Consider the following 21,720-nt stretch of genomic DNA (forward strand, 5'->3'; position numbering starts at 1 on the left):
CAGTGGTCAGGACCAGCTCTGGTACGGGGTGTTGTTGCAGGCCCAGGTCCGGAAGCCCAGGCTGCTGTCGTCGATGCAGCGGCCCGTGGCCTGGTTCTGGAAGCGGACGGTGCCGTCACCCCAGACCTTGATCCACCAGCTCTGCTCCGGTTGCGAGCCGCAGGTGGCGACGGTCCGGAAACCGTTGTCGGTGTCCTCGACGCAGCGGCCCGTGTTCATGCTCTTCAACTGGCGGGTTCCGTCGCCCCAGACGTGTATGGACCACTTCTGGGGAGTGGAGCCGTTGCAGCTCCAGGTGCGGAAGCCGTTGTCGGTGTCGTCGATGCAGCGGCCCGTGGCCTGGTTCCTGAAGGACTGGACGGCATCGTCGGCGCGCGCCGGGGCCGCGGCGACGGCCGGTGCGGTGGGCGGTGCGGTGGCCAGGGCGGCCGGCGCCGGGGCGAGGGCGGTGACGGCGAGGACCCCGCCGAACAGGAGCGTTCTCATGCTGCGCAGGTGCACTGTTTCGTTCCCCCTGTACGAGTCGTGTCACGTGTGAGCGCGGTCCGGGGACCGACGGGCCGCAAGGTAGTCGTGGGGCATCGCGATACGGCACCCGGAACCTTCCGGGGTGACGGCGCCCGGCGATCCGCGATAGAGCTCTGTGTGCGGTGGATCCCTGCGATCACCGTCGAGTCGAAGGCGTCGAAGGAGGGGTGTGGCAAGGAGCGGTGTGTCAGTGAACGGGCGTGGGGCGCGGGCACTGGGGGACCGTGGGACGGTCCTTCGTCCGCACGGCGGGCAGCCATGCCGTGGACCGGGTCGAGCCGGACCGGAGACGGACCCGGAACCACTGGGCGGACCAGGTGCCCACCTCGTCGACGATCGGCACCCCCTTGGGGAGTTGGCAGTCGACGGCGAGGACGTCACCGTGCCAGACCCGGGTCGGTACGACGTTGTCGATGGTGTACGGCCGCAAGGGGTCGATCGCCAGGCCGAGACTGCACTCCGGGTTCCGGTCCTTGCGGTCACCGCAGGAGGGTTCGGAGTTGAAGACGCGGACGCGGCCGGCGGCGCCGGACTCCGTGTCGGCCGATGCCGTGGCGGCGTGCCCGCCGGTTCCGTCCGGCGGGGCGGAACCGCCGTCGCGCGCGGCGTACCACCAGCCCGCCGCGAGGGCCCCGCACACCGCGAGGGCCACCAGAGCGGCGCGGGTTCTTCCGCGCCGGCCTGCCGGACGGCGGGCGGCCTCGGAGGGAGACTGGCCGCCCGCCTCGTCGGCGGGCTCCGGTGCCGTGTCCTGCCGGGCGGCGATGCGTGCCAGCAGACTCTCCGCGGTGTGCGCGGCCCGCGCGTCGTGGGTCGGTGCCAGACAGTCGGCGGCCAGCGCCCGCCAGAACGGCGGCACGGCATCGTCCATGCGCAACGGCGCCCGCCCGTCGGCGTACTCCTGTGCCGTGGCCGCGCGCGAGACCGGCGTGGCACCGGGGAACGGCGAGGCGCCCGAGGTGAACATCTCGTGGATCATGATGCCCAGGGCCCAGATGTCGACGCTCGGCCGGACCTGCACGCCGTGCTCGCCGAGCGGGGCCTTCCAGCGCTCGGGCGGGAGGTAGTCGAACGTGCCCATCGGGGGTCCGTACCCGTGCGTGCCGCGGGTGCCGGTCAGTTCGGTGACGAGCCCGAAGTCCGACAGCTTGGCCGAACCGTCGGCCATGATCAGGACGTTGTCCGGTTTGAGGTCGCCGTGCACCCAGCCGCTGCGGTGCAGATGGGCCAGGCCCTCGCAGATCTCGGTGATCAGCCGGGCGCCCTCGGCTTCGTCCCTTTCCGTCTCGAGTTCCTCAGCGAGCAGATCCCGCAAGCTGTGGGCGGCCCGCTCCATGACCAGGACGATCGCGCCGTCCAGGAACGGGTGGCCCGGGTCGCTGAGCACGAGGGAGCCCAGCAGACGGATCAGCCTGGGGTGGCGGGCCCGGAGGCCGAATTCCACCTCGCGGCGGGCGGTTTCGGCGACCCTGCGGGCCTGCCGCGGTGCGAGCCCCTCGGTCGGTAAGAACTTGAGCGCGACATCTTCCTGACCTGCTGTCAGCTTCGCGTCGCCGTCGACGGGCCGCCCCGCGTAGACCGTTCCCCAGCCGCCCGACGCGATGGGCTCGGTGACCTCCCAGTCGCCTACGCGGTAGCCAGGGGGCAGCGGTGGTGTGCGCTCATCCCCCGATGAGCCGGCCGGACCCCGCACCGTTTCCCCCTCCGGTCCGCAGGGTGTACCGCCGTGCGCTGCCGCTGCCCGTGGTTCTTCGTCCGGGTCTGCGTCCTGTCGGTCTCATCCCACCGTCTCCCGCCCCCACGGACCCGCCCCGGTCCGGGCCGGCAACAGCGCGAGGTGTTCCTCCCGTACGAGCCCGAAGCGCAGGGCGAGTCCGACGATCGCCTCCCGCTTGCCGTTGCGGCGCGCTTCCCTGCCGGGTTCGCTCCCGGCCGGGGCGCCGATGCGCATCTTCTCCCCGGCCAGGTAGTCGATGTGCGAGCTGACGGCCCGGGCCGTCAGCCGGCCACAGGCGGCGTGCGGTCGGAGCCGCTCGACGATCTGGGGAGTGGTGGGCACCGCGACCGCCGACTCGTCACGCAGCCGCGGTTCGCAGAGCGCGACCAGCACCAGGAAGTAGGTGGCCGTCTCGTCCAGGGAGTAGGCGGTGACGGTGCGGCTTCCCCAGGGACCGCCCGTCTCGTGCGGGTCCATGTAGACGTGGTCGGGTGCAAACACCTGGAAGGCGACCGTGGTGCCGTGGCGTGCGGGCAGCACGACCCGGGAGAACTCGAAGGGGATGGGTGCTCCGGCCCGTCGCGGCGGCACGCGCAGATACTCCCCGGCCCCCTCGGGGTTCTCCACCACATAGCTCTGGGTCGTGCTGTGGTTGCTGAGCTGCCAATGATCGTCGGTCACCCGGATCTCTCCCGCCAGCCGGGAGACCGCCTCGCCGGCGAGGCGGAGTTCGACCGGGGTCGTCGCCGATCCCCGCCCGAAGCGCGCCACTTCCCCCGGGCCGAGCCGTAACGTCACCGCTTCGCCGCCCGGCCCCCCGCCGGCGACGCCGCTCTCCTGCGGCAGATAGACCACTATCCCGCTCACTGCCCCCTCCTCACACCCCCGGCAGCAACGGCTGCCACGCACGCCGAACGTTACACATGCGCCCCCCGGGCCCGGTCCGGTTGTTGGCCGGCCCGGCGGCGGGCGGATGACCGGTGACAGGTGGCCGGTAACGACCGATGGAGCGGGCGTCGCCAACTGTACGTATGGGGTCCGTCACGCCGCAAAAACTGACATTCCGGAGTTTCCACCGGGTGCCGACGGCCGTCCGCCGTGAAGTCCCGGTTTGCGCGGCCGGACCGGTGTTTCCCGGCGAACCCGCTGGTCAACGCGGCCGAAATGCGATGGCCGCATGTCCGAAACTCCCTCACTGCATGTCTGAAATTCATCGGCCGTGGCTCAAATCCACTCGGTGGGTTCCGTGAGGTCTGTCCCGGTTCGGTCCATGATCGTTTGCTGTGGACAGAGCGGATTGCCTGCCCCTAGGATCCAGCCTGGCCTGACCGGACATGGTCGAGGAATTAGCCGAAGACTTTTTGACATTCGGGGGAATTCATATGCCCAGCCCCACCGTGTGGAATGTCGTGCTCGATTCAGGAGCTGACACCGACATTGTGCTCGCCGCCGATTTTCCGGTGACCGGCCGAAACGAGGGTGGATTCGCCGATCTGGCGCCCGGTCTCCGACTGGACTGCGCCCTGTGGCAGACGGTCGCCCCGGTCCGCAGTCCCGAGACGGACGCCCTGGACGACGCGTACCTCGAGCCCTGGCTCTCGGAGGTCGCGGCGAGCGGACGGACGGTCCGCGCGGTACTGGGTTACTGCGCGGGCTCGGTGTTCGCCGGCGTGCTCGCCGAGAAGATCGCCGCGCGCCAGTCCACCGCTCCCCTCGTGGTCGTCTTCGACCCCGAGCTGGTCGATGTACCCACCGTTCACCTCCAGTTCGGGCGGGTGATCGGCAATATGACCACCGTTCTGACGGCCGAGGAAATCAGTGAGCTGACCGGCGCCGCGGAGCAACTCGTCGCGAAGCCCGGTATCGAGCCGGCCGAATTCGCGGCCGGGCTCTACGCGGCCTTCCGGCCCATCGGCACCGCGGCGCTCCGACGCGCCGGACTGGACGAGGACTACGCCGGCGAACTGGTCCAGCTGGTCGGCTCGTTCATGGCCTACCTCGCCACCGCCGCCGGACTCGACCCGCGTCCCGGCTGGGCGCGGGCCACGGTGATCACCTCCGCCAGCGAGCAGAGCGGACTGAACCGTCTGCGCGCCACGCCCGGCATCGCCCCCATCGAGGTCGCGGACGAGCGGCGCTTCGAGGTCGAGCACCGCGACCTGCTGCGCACCCCCGCCGTCGCCGAGTCGGTGGCCGGTGTCCTGGCCGACCGCCCGGGGGCCCACGCGTGAGTCTCGCTCTTCCCGACGGCCACGTCCGTCCGACCCGCAAGGAGAGCACCCTCTGGCTGCTCGACGAGCTGGTCCCGGACAGCGGCGCGAGCAACCTCTCGCTCGCGGTCCGGGTGCGCGGCCGGCTCGATCGCGCCGCCGTCGCGCAAGCCCTCCAGCTCCTCCCGGCACGCTTCGAGGTGCTGCGGACGGTGTTCCACCGCGACGACACCGGACTGACCAAGTCCGTCGTGCCGTCCCTGGCCGTCGGTCTGGAGGAAGCGGACCACCACGGGGACGAGGCCGGTGAACGAGCCGTCCTGACGGCCTTCGTGGCCAGGCCGTTCGCCACGGACGGCAGCCCGCTCCTGCGGGCGCTGCTGCTGCACGGGCAGGACGGGGACGTCCTGTGCCTGGCGGTCCACCACGCCGTGTCGGACGTCCAGTCGACGGCGATCCTGCGCGCCGAGTTCGTGTCCCTCTACGAGGCGTGTGCCGCCGGCGAGCCGCCCGTGCCCGCCGAGGTGCCCGCCTGGCACGAACCCGAACCGTCGGACGCGAGCCGGGAGTACTGGCGCGAGCAGATGGCCGGGTTCCGCTCCTCGGGGCTGGAACTCCGGTGCGAGCAGCGGGAACAGGCGGTCACCACCCTCCAGGGCGACGAGGTCACCCACGTCCTGTCGCCCGAGGCCCATGCGGTGGTGCGCCGCCTCCAGCGCGAGCTGCGGGCGCCGGAATCGGTCGTCCTCCTCACCGCCTACGCGGTGCTCCTCGCCGCTCACGGCGCCGGCCCCGACCTGACCATCGGCTCCCCGGTGAACACCCGCCCCCGCGAGGCGGTGGACACGGTCGGCTACCACAGCAACCTCGTCACCCTGCGGCTGCTGCTCGAGTCGGACGCGAGCTTCCGGGACCTCACCGCCCTGACCCGGCGGACGTTCATGGAGGCCATGGCGCACAAGGACGTGGCGGCCGACGACGTCCTCGACATGGTCGAGCGCGACGGCTCCGGCTGGCGCAACGGCCTGTTCAAGCACGTGTTCAACTACGTGCCCTTCGTCGACGACCAGCGCACCTTCACCGTCGCCGGCACCGAGGCCGAACTCATCGTGGTGGAGAACGGTTTCAGCCAGTTCGACCTCGAGTTCTTCGTGTCGGCCAACAAGGACACGGCCACCGTGCGCGCGGTGTTCTACACCGGCGTGCTGGACCGGTCGGACGTCGAGCTGATGGTCCAGCGCTACGACGCCCTGCTGGTCGCCCTGGGCGCCTCGGTGGACGCCCCCCTCGCCGCGCTGCCGGTCTGGTCGCCGCGGGACCACGCGGTCATCGAGGCAGCCAACGCCACGGACCGCGTCATCGAAACCCCGTCGGTACTCGCCGGGTTCGCCGACCGCGCCGCCAAGGACCCCACGGCCGTGGCCGTCCGCGACGGCGACCGCACGGCGACGTACGGCACGCTGTGGTCCGCCGCCGTCGACACCGCCGCCCGGCTGACCGCCGCCGGTGTGCGACCCGGCGACGTCGTCGCGCTGCTCCTGCCGCGCGGCGCGGCGCTGGCCGCCTCGGTGTTCGGCACCTGGCTCGCGGGCGCCGCCTATCTGCCGCTCGACCCGAACCACCCCGCGGAGCGGCTGGCGTACCAGCTCGACGACGCCGGTGCCCGCACCGTGATAGCCGGGGCGGGGATCACGGCTCCGGAAGGCCGCGCCACCGTGCCCGCCGCCGACTGGGAGAACGTCCCCGACGCGCCGGTGGACGTCGCGGCGGCAGCGGCGGCCGAACCCGACGCCCTCGCCTACGTGATCTACACCTCCGGATCGACCGGCAAGCCCAAGGGCATCCCGATCCGGCACCGCAGCCTCGTCAACCACATCGTCGACTACGCCGACCGGTTCGGCGTGGCGGGATCGACGCGCCCCACGGGCTGGCTCAGCACCTACAGTTTCGACACCTCCTCGCTCGAACTGATGATGCCGCTGCTGCACGGCGGGCACACGGTGGTCATCCCGGACGAGGCGCGGACCGACGGCGGTCTGCTGGCCGCCGCCGTGGCCGCCCACGACATCGGGCTGCTCCAGGCGACCCCCACCACCTGGCGGCTCGTCGCCCGCGACGCCGCCGAGACGCTGGCCGGACGCACCATCCTCACCGGTGGCGAACCCCTGCCCGCCGAACTGGCGGCCACGCTGCTCGCGGCCGGCGCCGAGCTGTGGAACGTCTACGGCCCCACCGAGAGCACGATCTGGGCCACCGCGGGACGCATGAGCGCCGACCGCGGCGGGCGGGTGGACGTCGGCTCGCCCATCGCCAACACCCGCATCTTCATCGCCGACCCGCACGGCAGGCCGCTTCCGGTCGGCCTCCGGGGCGAGCTCTGCGTCGCGGGCACGGGCGTCGCCTCCGGCTACCACGGGCGGCCCGAGCTGACCGCGGAACGCTTCGGCGAGAACGCCGAGTACGGACGGTTCCACCGCTCCGGTGACGTGGCCTGCTGGCGGCCGGACGGCCGGATCGACCTGTTCGGCAGGGTCGACCGGCAGGTCAAGCTGCGCGGCAACCGGATCGAACTGGCGGAGGTCGAGGCGGTCCTGCTGGCCCACCCCGACGTCGAGGCCGCGGCCGTCGTGGTCGTCGGCGATCCGAGCGCCGACGGCTCCCTGGCCGCGTTCGTCCGGATGCCCGGCCGCCCCGAGGCCGCGGCCGAGCTCTGGGACCACGCCCGCGGGCAGCTCCCGCGCTCGGTGGTACCGCACCAGTTCATCGCCGTGGACACCTTCCCCCGGACCGGCAGCGACAAGGTCGACTACCTGGCCCTCGCCGAACAAGCGGCGCGGCACCGGGGCCCGGCCGCCGGCGGCGACGCGGCCGGCGCGGGCGACGACGACCTCACCACGACCGTCGTCGGCCTCTTCGCCGAACTGCTCGAACGCCAGGACGTGGACGCCGGTACCCACTTCTTCGCCAACGGCGGACACTCCCTGCTGGCCGTCACGCTCGCCCAGCGGATCAAGGACATCACCGGCGTCCGGCTCGCCCTGACCGACGTGTTCGAGACCCCGACCCCTGCCGCGCTGGTCGACCGGCTGCGCCGGCTCGCCTGACGGGACCTGTGAAAGAGAGTCATCCCATGGAAATCCTCAAGCTCGCCGTCAGCGGTTGGTTCGCCCGGGCCCTGGCGGTCGCCGCCCGGCTGGAGATAGCGGACATCCTCGACGGGGGTTCGATGTCGTCCGCGGAGCTCGCCGAGCGCACCGAGACCGACCCGGACGTGCTCCACCGCCTGCTGCAGATGCTCACCGTGCCCGGTGTGCTGGAGCGGGACGGGGAGAAGTTCCGGCTGTCCGAGGCCTACGCCCCGCTGCGCGCCGACCACCCCATGACCCAGCGCCACTTCGCCATCCTCGCCGCCGAACTGTACGACGACGCCTTCGGCGGACTGATGCACACCGTCAAGACGGGACGGTCGGGCTTCCAGGAGGTCTTCGGGCAGTCGCTCTACGGCTACCTGGAGAACCACCCCGAGACGGCGGAGCTGTTCGACCAGGGAATGATCGACCTGGCCGTGCCGGTCGCCCAGTGCCTGCTCGGCGCCCACGACTTCAGCGGCGGGAAGACCGTCGTCGACGTCGGCGGCGGCAGCGGTGGCCTGCTGCCCGGCCTCCTGGCCGCCCACCCCGGCCTGCGGGGCACCGTCGCCGACCGGGCCAGCGTCTGCGCCCGCGGTCACGAGGCCCTGGACCGGGTCACCGACCAGAGCGTCCTCGAACGCATCACCTTCACGCCGAGCGACTTCTTCGCCGAGGTCCCCGCGGGCGCCGACCGCTACCTGCTGAAGAACGTGCTGCACGACTGGACGTACGACAACTGCGTCCGCATCCTGCGCACCGTCGCCACCGCGATGGCCGACAGCGCCGACGGCGCCCGGCTGCTGGTGGTGGAGCCGCTGGTGGAGAACGACATCGACGGCTGGCGGGCGATGTTCCAGGCGGTGGCCTGCGACGAGGGCACCATCGGCCTGGACGAGGCGGGCATGCGCCGCGCCCTGGAGGAGGCAGGCTTCACGGTGGAGTCCGTGGCGCAGCTGCCGACGGGGCACAAGGTCCTCGAGTCCTCCCTGCGTGCCGGATGATGCTCACGCCCGTCTTCCTGTTCGCGGGGCAGGGCTCGCAGTACCACGGCATGGGCAAGTGGCTGTACGGAGCCGACCCCGTGTTCCGCGACGCCCTCGACTCCCTCGACGCGGTCGTCCGTGACGTACGCGGCGACTCGGTGATCGAGGCCATCCACGGCGGCGGTCACGGCCCCGAGCTGCCGATGACGCGCTTCGCGCTCACCCAGCCGGCGATCTTCATGGTCGAGTACGCCCTGGCGGAGATGCTGAGGTCGCACGGGTTCGCACCCGGTGCGGTGCTCGGCGCCAGCCTGGGCGAGGTCGCCGCCGCGGCCGTCGCGGGCGTGGTCGACCCCCGGGAGTGCCTGCGCTCCCTGCTGCGCCAGGTCGACCTGTTCGAGGCCGAGTGCCCCCGCGGGGGCATGCTCGCGGTCCTGTCCGACGTCGGTCTCGCCCGGCGCGATCCCGTCCTGGCGACGGCGCACGTGGCCGCGGTCAACTCGCCGGACAACTTCGTCCTGGCGGGAACGGCCGACGACCTGGACCGCATCGAGCGGCACCTGACCGCCACCGGCACGCTCTGCCAGCGGCTGCCCGTGCTGTTCCCCTTCCACTCGCCCCTGATCGACCCGGTGGAGGGCCCGTTCAAGGACCTCATCGGCCAACTGGCCATGAAGCCCGCCACGCTCCCGCTGATCTCCGGCACCACCGGCGGGGCCGTGCACCTGCCGGACCCGGCCCACCTGTGGCAGGTGCTGCGGGAGCCGTTCGACCTGACCCGGGCCCTCGGCCCGCTGCTCGCACAGGACGACCTGCTCTTCCTCGACCTGGGGCCGTCCGGGTCCATGGCCAACCTGGTGCGCGCGGCCCTGCCGGAGGGCAGCCGGTCCAAGGTCCTGCCCCTGCTGTCCCCGTACGCCCGTGACGAGGTGCTGTACCGGGCCGTCCTCGACACCCGGCCCCTCCTGGCGGCCCCCGCCGCCCCCGCACGACGAACCGAGGTGAAACCCGTGAGCGCACCCGCGGTGACGCCCGACCATCCCGCCCCCGGCGGGCGGACGCTCGACGTCTACGTCTTCCCCGGGCAGGGCGCACAGGCCAAGGGCATGGGCCGGGAGGTGTTCGACCGCTTCCCCGACCTGGTCGCCCGCGCCGACGCCGTGCTCGGCTACTCGATCCGGGAGCTGTGCCTGGAGGACCCGGGCCGCAACCTCCGCGACACGCGGTACACCCAGCCCGCGCTGTACGTCGTCAACTCCCTCACCTGGCTCGCGGCCGTCGGCGAGGGCGGGCGGCTGCCGGACTACGTCCTCGGACACAGCCTCGGCGAGTTCGCCGCCCTGTTCGCCGCCGGCGTCTTCGACTTCGAGACCGGGCTGCGCCTGGTCGCCGAGCGCGGCCGGCTCATGGGACAGGTCACGGGCGGCACGATGGCCGCCGTCTCGGCGGTCGACGCCGCGCTCGTCGAGCGGGTCCTGCGGGACAACGGCCTCGCCGAGCTCGACATCGCCAACTACAACGCGCCGACCCAGACGGTGATCGCCGGTCCCGCGGAGGCGGTCAACCGGGCCCTTCCCCTGCTGAAGGACGCCGGAGCCCGCTGCGCGCCGCTGAACGTCAGCGCGCCGTTCCACAGCCGGTACATGGCGGCCGCCGCCGAGGAGTTCGGGCGGCTGCTCGACGCCACCGACTTCGCGGCACCGAAGATCCCGGTGATCAGCAACGTCGACGCCCGGCCCTACGAGGCGGGAGAGGTGGCCGCCACCCTGCGCCGCCAGATCGCCTCCCCCGTGCGCTGGACGGACAGCATCCGGCTCCTGATGGGACAGGGCGACTTCCGGGTGCGGGAGCTCGGCCCCGGGCAGGTGCTGACCAAGCTCATTGCCCGGGTACGCACCGAGGCGACCGCGCTGCCGGCCGCGGACACCTCCGCGCCCGTCGCACCGCGGCAGCCGGCGCCGGTCCGCACCGAACCCGCGAGCCCGCGCCCCGAGTCGCTGGGGTCGGAGGCCTTCCGGCGCGACTACGGGGTCCGCCTCGCCTATGCCGCGGGCGGGATGCGCCGCGGCATCAGCTCGGTCGACCTGGTCGCCCGGATGGCGGGGGCCGGTCTGCTCTCCTACTTCGGCGCCTCGGGCCTCGCCGCCACCGACGTGGCCACGGCGGTCGCCCGCATCCGTGAACGCGTCCCGGCCGGAGCGCCGTTCGGGGTCAACGTCACGCACGACCCCTTCGACCCGCGCGCCGAGGCCGACCTGGTGGACGTGCTCGTCCGCCACGACGTCCGGTTCGTGGAGGCCGCCACCCATGTCGAGGTGACGCCCGCGCTCGTCCGGCACCGACTGACCGGCGCCCGGGTCCTCGCCGACGGCACGGTGCACGTGCCCCGCAAGCTCCTGGCGAAGGTGACCCGCCCGGACGCCGCCCGTCTGTTCCTCTCCCCGCCGCCCGCCGCACTGGCACGGCAGCTGGTGGCCGAGGGCCTGCTGACCGCCGAGGAGGCGGCGGCCGGGGAGCGCGTGGCGCTGGCCGACGACGTCTGCGCGGTGGGCGACGCGGGCGACCACTCCGACCTCGCGACCCTGTGGGCACTGCTGCCCGCGCTGCGCCGGCTCCGCACGGAGCTCGGGGGCGTCGCCGAAGGGGCGCGCATCGGGGCCGGCGGCGGCATCGGCGCACCCGAGTCGGCCGCGGCCTCGTTCGTGCTGGGCGCCGACTTCGTCCTGACCGGCTCCGTGAACCTCTGCACGGCCGAGAGCGGGATGAGCGCCGCCGCCAAGGACCTGCTCCAGGACGCCGACGTGCACGACACCGCGTTCGCGCCCTACGGCGACCTGTTCGAACTGGGCGGCCGGGCCCGCGTGCTGCGCAAGGGCGTGCTCTTCCACGCCCGCGCGGGCAAGCTGTACGACCTGTGGCGCAACTACGACTCCTGGGACGCGGTACCCGCGGCGGTGCGGTCCAAGGTGGAGCGCGACTACCTGGGCGCCTCCTTCGAGGACGTCTACGCCCGCCTCGGCCGCTCCGCCGAGCCGGCGCTCGACCCCAAGCGACGCATGGCGCTGGTCTTCCGCTGGTACTGCGCGCAGGCGAGCACCTGGGCGATCGACGGGGCGCAGGGCCGCGCCGCCGACTACCAGATCCCCTGCGGACCGGCGCTGGGCGCGTGCAACCGCTGGCTGGCGCACACGCCGCTGCACGCCTGGCGGGACCGCCACGCCGACGAGCTGGCCGACCGTCTGATGACCGAGGCCGCCGCGGTCGCCCGCCCGGCACTCTGACCCGTGGCCGGCGCCGGCGAGGGCGCCGGCCACCCAGCGACACCGAACAAGACACCACACTGAGCAAGAAGCGAGGCCGACCCCATGACCGAAACCTCCGCTCCGGAGCACATCACCGATCCGGACGAGCCGGCCGGCGAGTTCGACCTGTCCGACCCGGCGTTCATCACCGACCCGGAGGCGGGCGAGCGGTGGCTGGGCGGCCCCCGCCCGGTCTGCAAGGGAAAGTTCGCCGACGGCAGCGACGTCTGGGTGGCCACGGGGTACCAGGACGTCAGGGCGGTACTGAGCGAGCCGACGTTCCGCAGCCGGCCGCCGGGCGACTCCCACCGGGAGTCCATGCTCAGCAGGGGCATCCCCGAGGACATCGTCGACATGTTCGACTCGACCCTGCTGACCATGGACGGCGACGACCACATGCGCGTGCGGCGGCTCGTCACCCGCGCCCTGTCCGCCCGGCGGATGCTGACGCTGACGCCGGCGGTCACGGCCATGGCGCACCGACTGCTGGACGACCTCGCCGACAAGCCCGAGCCCGACCTGATCGCGGACTACGCGCACCCGCTGGCCATCAACGTCATCTGCGAAATGCTCGGCGTCGACGAGCACTACCGCGAGCAGTGGCGCGAGTGGAGCGAGACGCTCGCCCAGGCCCTGCGCCCCAACCCCGAACAGTTCGCCCCCGCGGTGCGCGGCATGGCCCGCGTGACGAAGGAACTGGTCGAGGCCCGCAAGGCAGAGCCCCGGGACGACCTCATATCCGAGCTCGTGCAGGTCCACGAGGAGGACAGCGACCGGCTGACCGACGACGAACTCGTGGCCCTGGCCATGGTGCTCGTCCAGGCCGGCCACGAAACCGTCCGCAACCTCATCGCGCTCGGCGTCTTCACCCTGCTCCAGCACCCCGACCAGCTGAAGCTGCTGAAGGACGACCCGTCCATCGCCGGCCGGGCGGTCGCCGAACTGGTGCGCCACACCGCACCGGTGAAGCACACCTTCCGGCGCTTCGCCACCGAGCCCGTCGAGATCGGCGGGGTGACGGTGCAGCCCGGCGAGGCCGTCCAGGTGGTGCTGGCCGCCGCCAACCGGGACCCGGCCGAGTTCGGCTGCCCGGCGGACCTGGACGTCACGCGCGAGCACAACCCGCACCTCGGCTTCGGCCGCGGCGCCCACTACTGCCTGGGCGCCAGCCTCGCCCTGATCGAGGGCGAGGTCGCGCTGACCGCGCTGTTCGAGCGGTTCCCCGAGGTGCGGCTGGCCGCCGACCCGGCGGAGATCGCCCCCCGCTACCTGCTCGCCATGCAGCGGCTCCCCGTGCACCTCTCGCCGGAGACGGACGAGCGATGACCGACGCCCCCGCACTGCCGGTGACCCGCTGAACGGAGAGACCATGTACCGAGAGATGTTCAAGTCCAAGATCCACCGCGCCACGGTGACGCAGGCGGACCTGCACTACGTCGGCTCCGTCACCATCGACGCCACCTTGATGGCCGCCGCCGACCTGCTGCCCGGCGAGAAGGTCGACATCGTCGACATCGACAACGGCAACCGGCTCAGCACCTATGTCATCGAGGGGGAGGCCGACAGCGGGATCATCGGCATCAACGGCGCCGCCGCCCGCCTCATCAGCCCCGGTGACCTCGTCATCATCATCTCCTACGCGTCCATGAGCGAGGAGAACGCCCGCTCGTACAAGCCCAGCGTGGTGTTCGTCGACAAGGACAACCGGCCCGTCACGACGGGCTCGGACCCCGCCGAGGTGCCCGAGGGCTTCGGCCTGGTGCGCGGCGACACCATCAGCGCGTGACCGACCCCGCCTCGCCCATCGGAGACCGCCCATGAGTGCCACCCCTGACGTCATGACCGCCTTCACCAGCGGTCTCGCGGACATCAACCTCGCCGAGTCCAGCGCCCCGCGCAACGGCGCGAAGGCCGCCGGCATGAAGTCCGCCAGCGCCACCATCTACGACATGGCCGCCACGCTGTCCGGCAAGGGCGACCTGTGGAACTGGGGCATGTACGACGCCGACCTCGTCGAGGAGATCCGGGCCCGCGTGCCCGGATTCGGCGAGCCCTGGACCGACGGCTTCAGCGAGCAGCTCTACTTCCTCGCCCTGCGCGACCTCCCGATCGACCTGGACGACTACGCCGGCAAGGAGGTCCTGGAGGTCGGCTGCGGCATGGGGGAGGGCCTGAACTTCCTGTCCAGGGTCGCCCCCGGCGCCCGGATGACCGGCCTGGACCTGTCACCGAAGGCCGTCGCCCGCGGCACGGCCACGCTGTCCCGGGGCGACGCGCTGCGCTTCGTCCACGGCGACGCGGAGGACCTGCCGTTCGAGGACGGCTCGGTGGACGTCCTCGTCAACATCGAGAGCTCGCACACCTACCCCGACCTCGGCAAGTTCCTCAGCGAGGCCGCGCGCGTGCTGCGCCCCGGCGGCTACCTGAGCCACATCGATGTCTACACCCGGCAGCGCACCGCGACCATGAAGCAGGCGGCAGCGGAGACCGAGGGCCTGGAGTGGACCGCCGACCACGACATATCGGACCGGGTCCGCGCCGCGGTACGCCGCCGGATGGCACCCGGCAGCCACTTCCGCACCATGCTCGGGAAGCAGCGGATGAACCCGCTGATGCGGCAGGTCGTCGCGCACAGCCAGATCCTCATGTTCGGCGGCATGTTCGCGGGCTACCAGCCGCCTTCCACGATCAAGGCGCTCAGCAAGCTGGGCATCGTGCCGTGGATGAGCGGACTGCCGATGGAGAGCTACCGCCACCAGATCGCCGTCCGCCGATGACCCGCCCCGTGGCCTCGCACGGAAAGCCGCACGGAAAGGGGGAGATGTGACCGCACGGCTGTTCGCCGTCGCCGCCGGCACCGAGGACCTCCTGCGGGCGCTCCTGGCCGGGCACCTGGACCGGATCCGTACCCGGGGAGACCTCCCGCCGCTGGCCCGGTACTGCCACGACGCGGCGACGGGCACGGCCGGCCCGTACCGCGTCGCGTTCGCCGTCGAGTCGTACACCGAGCTGGAGAAGCAGCTCGCACAGGTGTGCGCGGGCGAGGTGGAGCGCCTCCCGGCGGAGCTCGCCACCCGGCGCCCCCCGCTGGTGTTCGTCTTCGCCGGGCAGGGCGCCCAGTGGGACGGAATGGGCCGCGAACTGCTCGCCACCGAGCCGGTGTTCCGGGAGGCGATGCACCGCTGCGACCGGCTCGTGCGCGAATTCGCGGGCTTCTCCGTCGTCGAACAGCTGGGACTGCCCCCCGAGGCGGCCCGGCTGGACGAACTGGACGTCCTGCAGCCGACGATGGTGTCCCTCCAGATCGCCCTGACCGCGCTGTGGCGCAGCTGGGGCGTGAGCCCGGACGCGGTCGTCGGGCACAGCATGGGGGAGATCGCCGCCGCGCACACCGCCGGCGCGCTGACCCTGCGCGATGCCGTGATGATCGCCTGTCGGCGCAGCGCGCTGCTGCGCCGGATCGCCGGCAAGGGGGCGCTGGCCACGACGGAACTCTCGCCCGCCGAGGCCCAGGCGGTGGCCGAGGCCAGTGGCGGCAAGATCACCGTCGCCGGGGAGAACAGCCCCCGGTCGACCGTGCTGGCCGGTGACGCCCGGTCGCTCGCCGAGCTCGTCGACGAGCTCGGCCGGCGGGACGTCTACTGCCGGGTGATCAAGGCGACGGTCGCCTCGCACAGCCCTTACGTCGAGGAGCTGCGCGAGGACCTCCACACCGCCCTGCGCTCGCTGGAACCGACGGCCACCCGGGTGCCGATGTACTCGACCGTGACGTCCGAGCCGGTGCCCGGCACCGACCTCGGCGCCGCGTACTGGATGCGCAACCTCCGTGAGCCCGTACGGCTCGCCGCCGCGGTGGAGAACCTCTTCGCCGCGGGGCACGAGGTGTTCGTGGAGGTCAGCGCCCACCCGGTGCTGCTCAGCCCCGTCCGGCAGACGCTGGAGAGCGGCGAACGGCAGGGCTGGCTGCTGCCCTCGGGCCGACGGCGGGAGGAGCGCCGCTCGGTGCTCTCCTCGCTCGGCACGCTGTACGCCTGCGGACGGGAGCCGAACTGGTCGGCACTGTCCCCGGGCGGGCCCGCGACGGCCCTGACCCCGTACCAGGCCGCCGTGCTGGACGCCGTGCGGCTGCCCAGGCCGGTGCCGGCCGGAGCGTGAGGCAGGAGCGGAAAGAGTGGTGGGCCCCACGTCCGTACCGGACGTGGGGCCCACGGCGTTCCCACGGGGTGTCCCGGCCGGTCAGCGGCCCTTCCGCCGGACCTTGATGCTGGCCAGGTCGGTCGCCGTCGAACGGAGGTCACCGCACTCGGCCCCGAGCTTGCGGACGGCGACGGCGGCCAGCTCCTCGGCCTTCGACAGCACCAGGGCCTCGCTGTCCTCCTCCTCGGCGGGGACCAGGACCCGGAAGGCGAAGCCGTGCAGCGTCCGCTGGTAGGTGACGGTGCCTTCCTCGGTGAACCGGGCGCTGAACACGTCGTGTTCGTCGGCCCGGGCCCGCAGCGACGCGCGCTGCTCGTCGTCGAGGGGGGCGAACTTGCCCTGGACGATGACCTGGTAGGTCGTGTGACTCATGACTGCGGTTCTCCTGAGGTGTTTCTCGGTATCGGTGTCGGCTGTCGTCCCGGCGGCCGCCGGTGGTGCATGGGGCTTACGCCATCTCCTCCCGCCGGACCCGGTGGTGCGGCAGGAGGAAGAGCAGACCGGTGACCGGCACGAGGCCACCGGCCGCCCAGTACAGCGTCTCGCTGTAGGTGGACACGAACGTCTTGGCGCGAATCTCGCCGAGCGCGCCGCTGACCACGCCCTGGCTGCCCCGGTCGCCGTTCTCGGCGAGCTCGGTGCAGCTGCGCGGCACCTTCGACAGATCGTCCTGGCCGAGCGAGTCGGTCGCGCAGGTCTTGACCGCCTCGGCCTGCTGGGGCGCCACCGCCCGGACGGCGGGGACGACGCGGTCGGCCTCGGGCCCGGCGTTGCTCGCCAGGGCGGAGAAGAAGACACCGCTGATGACGGCCACGCCGAGGGCGGCGCCGAGCTGACCGGTGGCGTTGATGATGCCGGACGCGGCGCCCGCCTCCTGCGGGGTGACCTCCCGGAGGACCAGCGCGGTCAGCGGGGGCATCAGCAGGCCCATGCCGGAGCCGAGCAGCAGCATGGAGGGGATGGCGTGCCAGGAGGTGATGTCCGCGCCCTCGTGCCGGGCCATCCACGCGTAGGAAGCGATGCCCGCCAGCATGCTCAGCGCACCCGCCATCAGGCAGTACCGGCCGTAGAGCGGGAAGAGCTTGCGCACCGCGAGGCCGCCGACGAGCGGGACGCAGATCGAGAACGGGATCGCGGTCAGACCGGTGTGCAGCGCGGACCAGCCGAGGCCGCCCTGGAGATAGAGCGTCCAGCTGAGGAAGAAGCCCGCGGGAATGGCGCTGAAGAGCAGCTGCACGCCGATGCCGGCGCCGAAGGCGCGGACCTTGAACAGCGACAGCGTCACCAGGGGCGAACCGTCCTTGCGGGTCTTGTGGCGCTCGTACACCACGAACAGCGCGATGACGGGCGCCGCCGCGACGAGCGCGACGATGCTCCAGAGCGGCCAGTCGAGCTCACGCCCGAGTGTCAGGGGCAGCATCAAAAGCAGCAGTCCGACGATCGCCAGCAGCATGCCGATGATGTCCAGCCGCTTGGCGTGCGGGGAGTTCGACTCCCGCATCCACTTCCACGCACCGATCAGGGCCGCCACGCCGACCGGGAGGTTGACGACGAAGATGCTCCGCCAGCCGAGGCCCAGCGGGCTCCAGTCGACCAGGGCGCCGCCGACGACGGGGCCGGAGACGATGGCCAGACCGATCATGCTCGCGTACAGGCTGACGACGCGCCCGACCTCCTGGGGAGCGAAGGTGACGTGGATGAGCGCGAGGACCTGCGGCACCATGATCGCGGCGGCGAGTCCCTGCAGCGCCCGGGAGGCGACGAGCATCTCGGTGTTCTGCGCGGCGGCGCACAGGGCGGAGGCGACGACGAACCCGGCGACGCCGGTGAGGAACATCCGCTTGCGGCCGAAGATGTCACCGAGCCGGCCGCCGGTGATCAGCAGGACCGCGAAGCTCAGGGTGTAACCGGCCGTCATCGCCTGGACGGCGACGGCCGAGGCGCCGAGGTCGCGCTGGATGCTCGGGATCGCCACGGTGATGATGTTGGCGTCGAGCAGGTCCATGAAGGTGGCGACCAGCAGGACGGTCAGCGCGAGCCATCGCTTGGGGTCCAACTCGGGCTCGTCGGGGGTAACAGGCGGTAATGCGGTAGCCGACCGCTCCGTTTGCCCTGCCTTGCTCATGGCTTCTTCTCCAGGTTCTCGAAGGTGCGCGTCCGGCCGGGGGATGCCGGACGCGCGGTGCTGGGGCCGGTCGTCCCGTCGGCGGGGATCGCGGCGGGGGTCGCGGTGGGGGCGGCGGCGGGTTGTCCGTCCGCGGGCGCGGTGCTGTGGGCGAGGGCGGTCCAGGCCGTCATCAGGAGCTCCACCACGTCCACGACCGTGTCCGTGCTGCTGTCGGCGGGGGAGAGCACGCGCTGGATCGACAGGCCGTCGTCCAGGGCGTGCACGATGAGCGCCAGCAGCTCCACGGGGGCCGGGGTGGTCACTCCGCGGTCGGCGAAGCCCTGCTCCAGCCCCTGGGCCATCGCGGCCCGGGTACGGCGCTCGCGGTCCGCCAGCACCGGCAGCAGCTCCGGGCGGTCGCGCAGGCCGTAGAGCCAGAGTTCGGTGCGCAGGGCGAGCCAGCCGGCGAGATTGCGGTCGCGCTCGCCGTGCCAGGAACGCAGGTGCTCGATCATCTCGTCGAAGGAGCCCGACTGGCGGCTCATCGCCCGGACCTCCTCCAACTCGCGTTGGGTCCGCTGCTCGAGCAGGGCCAGGACGAGCTCGTGCTTGCCCTTGAAGTTGCCGTAGAACGCGCCGCGGGTGTAGCCGGCACGCTCGACGATCTGCTCCACCGACGTCCCGTTCACCCCTTGTTCGGCGAAGAGTTCGGCCGCCGACCGCAGGAGTTGTTCTCGGGTGAGTTCCCGGCTCTGCTGCCGGGTGAGCCGCTGGGTGATGGTGATCGCCTCCCTGACGAGCCACTGAGATGCGAGACTGTATCCCAATACGGCTCTGTATCTGAAACAGGATCAAGAGCACGCACGGACAGGGCGCGCACGACGAAGGGCTGCCACCGTCGCCCGAGGGGAGGTGGCAGCCCGTGGCCGAGCCGGGGAGGCGGGGAAGGGGGCGTCAGCCGGCCGTCCGCTCCGGGGTCCGGAAGCGGTTGATGGCCGGCAGGTGCTGCTCGCGCAACGCGTGGTCCCGCACGCCGAGGCCCTCTCCGGGGGCCAGGGCGAGGACGCCGACCTTGCCCAGGTGCAGATTGCGGTGGACGTCGTACAGGGCCTGGCCGGTCTCCTCCAGGGTGTAGGTCCGCGACAGGGTGGGGTGGATCTTCCCCTTGGAGATCAGCCGGTTGGCCTCCCACGCCTCGCGGTAGTTGGCGAAGTGCGAGCCCACGATCTTCTTCAGCGACATCCACAAGTAGCGGTTGTCGTACTCGTGGTTGTAGCCCGACGTCGAGGCGCAGGTCACGATCGTGCCGCCCTTGCGTGCGACGAAGACGGAGGCGCCGAAGGTCTCCCGGCCGGGGTGCTCGAAGACGATGTCGACGTCCTCGCCACCGGTCAGTTCGCGGATCCGCTTGCCGAGCCGCTTCCACTCCTTGGGGTCCTGGGTCCGCTCGTCCTTCCAGAACCGGTAGCCCTCGGCGCTGCGGTCGATGACCGCCTCGGCGCCCATGGCCCGGCAGATCTCCGCCTTCCGCTCGCTGGAGACCACACAGACGGGGGTGGCGCCGCCCGCCAGCGCGAACTGGGTCGCGAACGCGCCCACGCCCCCGGAGGCGCCCCAGATCAGGACGTTGTCGCCCTGCTTCATCCCGGCGCCGTTGCGGGACACCAGCTGGCGGTACGCCGTGGCGGCGACCAGCCCGGGGGTGCCGGCCTCCTCCCAGGTGAGGTGGGCGGGCTTGGGCATCAGCTGGTTCGCCCGGACCAGGGCCAGCTCGGCGAGTCCGCCGAAGTTGGTCTCGTAGCCCCAGATGCGCTGCTGCGGGTCGAGCATGGTGTCGTTGTGCCCGTCCGGTGCCTCGAGGTCCACCGACAGGCAGTGTGCGACGACCTCGTCCCCGGGCTTCCAGGCGTTGACGCCGGGGCCGGTGCGCAGCACCACGCCCGCCAGGTCGGAGCCTATGACGTGGTACGGCAGGTCGTGCCGCGCGGCCAGCGGCGACTGGGCCCCGTACCGGGAGAGGAAACCGAAGGTCGGCAAGGGTTCGAAGATCGACGACCAGACGGTGTTGTAGTTCACGGAGCTGGCCATCACGGCGATCAGGGCCTCGCCCGGACCGAGTTCGGGCACCGGGACCTCGTCGAGGTGCACGGACTTGCGCGGGTCCTTGTCCTGGGTGGCGAGCCCGGCGAACAGCTCGGTCTCGCTCCTGTGCAGGGTGACGGCCCGGTAGGACTCGGGGAGGGGGAGCGCGGCGAAGTCCTCCGGTGCCGCGTCCCCGCTCACGATGGCGCTGACGATGTCCTGCATACGACGTCCTCGGGAGTGGGATGTACGGGTGGCGCGGTCGGTGCGCGGTCGGCGCACCCCGCGGTGGGCCGGCCGGTCGGGCCCGGCCGCAGGGACGGCGGTGAGGCCGCGGCGCACACGGGGCCGGAGCCGGGGGTTCCGGCGCCGCGTGGCGCGGTGGTCCGGCCGCGGCGCGGGTGCCGGCGACGGCGTCTCCGGTGGGCCGGGGCGCCCGCGGCTTTTCGCGGGGTCGCACGGACCGCACGGAAGGCGCCGCGTATCCATGACGCCGGTGCCCTGGTGACGTGCGGTAACCCTACTGGGGCCGGATGGGTGTTCCAAGGGGGTGATCGAATTCCTGCCGTCCTCGGCCCCGCGGAACGGCGTACGGATGACTGGCCGGGCTGTACTGGCTGGTTTCTTACGGGGTTTCGTCGGCGGAATGCTGTATTCCAGGATAAGTTTCGGCCATTTTCCGGGGAACGGGCGGCAGTTGAACAGCCCTCGTCGGCCGGGCGCTACGAGGCAGCGGTTCGATGGGCGCCCGGCACCGTGATCGCGGTGGCCACGTACGCGGCGCCGTCGCGGGTGACGGTCCGCCAGTGCCCGGTGAAACGGTCGATCCGGCGCCCGCCGACCACCGGTCCGGGGACGTTCAGCGAGCAGGTGAAGGTGCCGTCCTCCGGATCGGGGGTGATGACGCAGTCAGGGAAGTCCAACCACTGTCCGGTCAGCGGGAACCACGTCTTGTACGTGCTCTCCTTGGCGCTGAACAGCAGCCGGTCCCAGGCCACCGCCGGGTGCGAGACGCTGAGCCGGTCCAGCGTGCGCCGTTCCTCGGGCAGGGCCACCAGCTTCTCGACGCCCGCGGGCAGCGGGGCGTGGGGTTCGGCGTCGATCCCGACCGAGGCGACCGCCGTGTTCCGCGCGACCGCCGCCGCGCGGTAGCCGTCGCAGTGGGTCATGCTGCCCACGATCCCCTCGGGCCAGACCGGGGCCCCGCGGTCGCCGCGCAGGATCGGCCCCGGCGCGATGCCGAGCCCGGCCAGCGCCGTGCGCGCGCACAGCCGGACGGTGGCGAACTCGCGTCGGCGCTTGTCAACCGCGCGTGCCACGATGTCGGCCTCCTGCGGGTACAGGTGGACGTCCGGGGGATCCGTAAACCGTTCCACGACGATGACGTCCGGGAACAGCCCCGCCAGCAGGTCCTTTCCGGTCCCGGGAACCGCCGGGCGCGGAAGGTGCGCGGCCTCGGCGCC

General features: G+C 72.2%; 16 protein-coding genes. 8 read left to right on the forward strand and 8 right to left on the reverse strand.

Going from position 1 to position 21,720, the window contains the following annotated elements:
* Positions 1-6: 6 nt before the first annotated feature.
* The 3 genes from JO379_RS30135 to JO379_RS30145 all read right to left on the reverse strand — a co-directional run bounded on the left by JO379_RS30135 (position 7) and on the right by JO379_RS30145 (position 3,112).
* Complete coding sequence (locus JO379_RS30135) at positions 7-486, reverse strand: RICIN domain-containing protein (protein ID WP_209517899.1); 480 nt, start codon at positions 484-486, stop codon at positions 7-9.
* A 229-nt stretch (positions 487-715) separates the two neighbouring features.
* The gene (locus tag JO379_RS30140; protein ID WP_242626377.1) at positions 716-2,221 is read right to left on the reverse strand and encodes a serine/threonine-protein kinase; all 1,506 of its coding nucleotides are present in this window, start codon (positions 2,219-2,221) and stop codon (positions 716-718) included.
* Positions 2,222-2,305: 84 nt separating this feature from the next.
* A complete protein-coding gene (locus tag JO379_RS30145; protein WP_207304027.1) occupies positions 2,306-3,112 on the reverse strand; it encodes a serine/threonine protein kinase in 807 nt (268 codons plus the stop codon).
* Positions 3,113-3,705: 593 nt separating this feature from the next.
* On the opposite strand from JO379_RS30145, the gene JO379_RS30150 reads away from it, so the two are divergent.
* From JO379_RS30150 to JO379_RS30185, 8 genes are all read left to right on the forward strand, one after another.
* Positions 3,706-4,476, forward strand: coding sequence for a hypothetical protein (locus tag JO379_RS30150; RefSeq protein ID WP_130881026.1), 771 nt, complete (start codon positions 3,706-3,708; stop codon positions 4,474-4,476).
* Positions 4,473-7,559 carry a non-ribosomal peptide synthetase gene (locus JO379_RS30155; protein ID WP_209517901.1) on the forward strand — a complete coding sequence of 1,029 codons (3,087 nt, stop codon included), beginning with the start codon at positions 4,473-4,475 and terminating at the stop codon, positions 7,557-7,559. The genes JO379_RS30150 and JO379_RS30155 overlap by 4 nt, the downstream gene beginning before the upstream one ends.
* 26 nt (positions 7,560-7,585) lie before the next feature.
* Positions 7,586-8,587 carry a methyltransferase gene (locus tag JO379_RS30160; RefSeq protein WP_209517903.1) on the forward strand — a complete coding sequence of 334 codons (1,002 nt, stop codon included), beginning with the start codon at positions 7,586-7,588 and terminating at the stop codon, positions 8,585-8,587.
* Positions 8,584-11,850, forward strand: a complete 3,267-nt coding sequence (gene fabD, locus JO379_RS30165) for an ACP S-malonyltransferase (protein WP_245381589.1) — start codon at positions 8,584-8,586, stop codon at positions 11,848-11,850. Before JO379_RS30160 ends, fabD begins: the two co-directional genes overlap by 4 nt.
* 84 nt (positions 11,851-11,934) lie before the next feature.
* On the forward strand, positions 11,935-13,197 hold the full coding sequence (locus tag JO379_RS30170; RefSeq protein ID WP_209517904.1) for a cytochrome P450 family protein: 1,263 nt from the start codon (positions 11,935-11,937) through the stop codon (positions 13,195-13,197).
* Positions 13,198-13,240: 43 nt separating this feature from the next.
* Positions 13,241-13,657, forward strand: a complete 417-nt coding sequence (panD, locus tag JO379_RS30175) for an aspartate 1-decarboxylase (protein ID WP_130881022.1) — start codon at positions 13,241-13,243, stop codon at positions 13,655-13,657.
* A 31-nt stretch (positions 13,658-13,688) separates the two neighbouring features.
* Positions 13,689-14,648, forward strand: coding sequence for a class I SAM-dependent methyltransferase (locus JO379_RS30180; RefSeq protein ID WP_130881021.1), 960 nt, complete (start codon positions 13,689-13,691; stop codon positions 14,646-14,648).
* Positions 14,649-14,694: 46 nt separating this feature from the next.
* Positions 14,695-16,026: an acyltransferase domain-containing protein gene (locus tag JO379_RS30185; protein ID WP_209517906.1), complete on the forward strand. Its 1,332-nt coding sequence runs from the start codon at positions 14,695-14,697 to the stop codon at positions 16,024-16,026.
* 81 nt (positions 16,027-16,107) lie between these two features.
* Here JO379_RS30185 and JO379_RS30190 read toward each other — a convergent pair whose 3' ends face one another.
* The 5 genes from JO379_RS30190 to JO379_RS30210 all read right to left on the reverse strand — a co-directional run bounded on the left by JO379_RS30190 (position 16,108) and on the right by JO379_RS30210 (position 21,576).
* Positions 16,108-16,440 carry a DUF6204 family protein gene (locus tag JO379_RS30190; protein WP_130881019.1) on the reverse strand — a complete coding sequence of 111 codons (333 nt, stop codon included), beginning with the start codon at positions 16,438-16,440 and terminating at the stop codon, positions 16,108-16,110.
* 76 nt (positions 16,441-16,516) lie between these two features.
* Positions 16,517-18,124, reverse strand: a complete 1,608-nt coding sequence (locus JO379_RS30195) for an MFS transporter (RefSeq protein ID WP_281066625.1) — start codon at positions 18,122-18,124, stop codon at positions 16,517-16,519.
* Positions 18,125-18,189: 65 nt separating this feature from the next.
* Positions 18,190-19,002, reverse strand: coding sequence for a TetR/AcrR family transcriptional regulator (locus tag JO379_RS30200; RefSeq protein ID WP_245381590.1), 813 nt, complete (start codon positions 19,000-19,002; stop codon positions 18,190-18,192).
* Positions 19,003-19,129: 127 nt separating this feature from the next.
* Entirely contained in the window at positions 19,130-20,482 is a 1,353-nt protein-coding gene (gene ccrA / locus JO379_RS30205) for a crotonyl-CoA carboxylase/reductase (RefSeq protein WP_130881017.1), read from the reverse strand.
* A 497-nt stretch (positions 20,483-20,979) separates the two neighbouring features.
* Positions 20,980-21,576, reverse strand: a complete 597-nt coding sequence (locus JO379_RS30210; protein ID WP_307842186.1) for a 4'-phosphopantetheinyl transferase family protein — start codon at positions 21,574-21,576, stop codon at positions 20,980-20,982.
* Positions 21,577-21,720: the final 144 nt, after the last annotated feature.

This window comes from Streptomyces syringium (assembly GCF_017876625.1).
Classification (GTDB): domain Bacteria; phylum Actinomycetota; class Actinomycetes; order Streptomycetales; family Streptomycetaceae; genus Streptomyces; species Streptomyces syringius.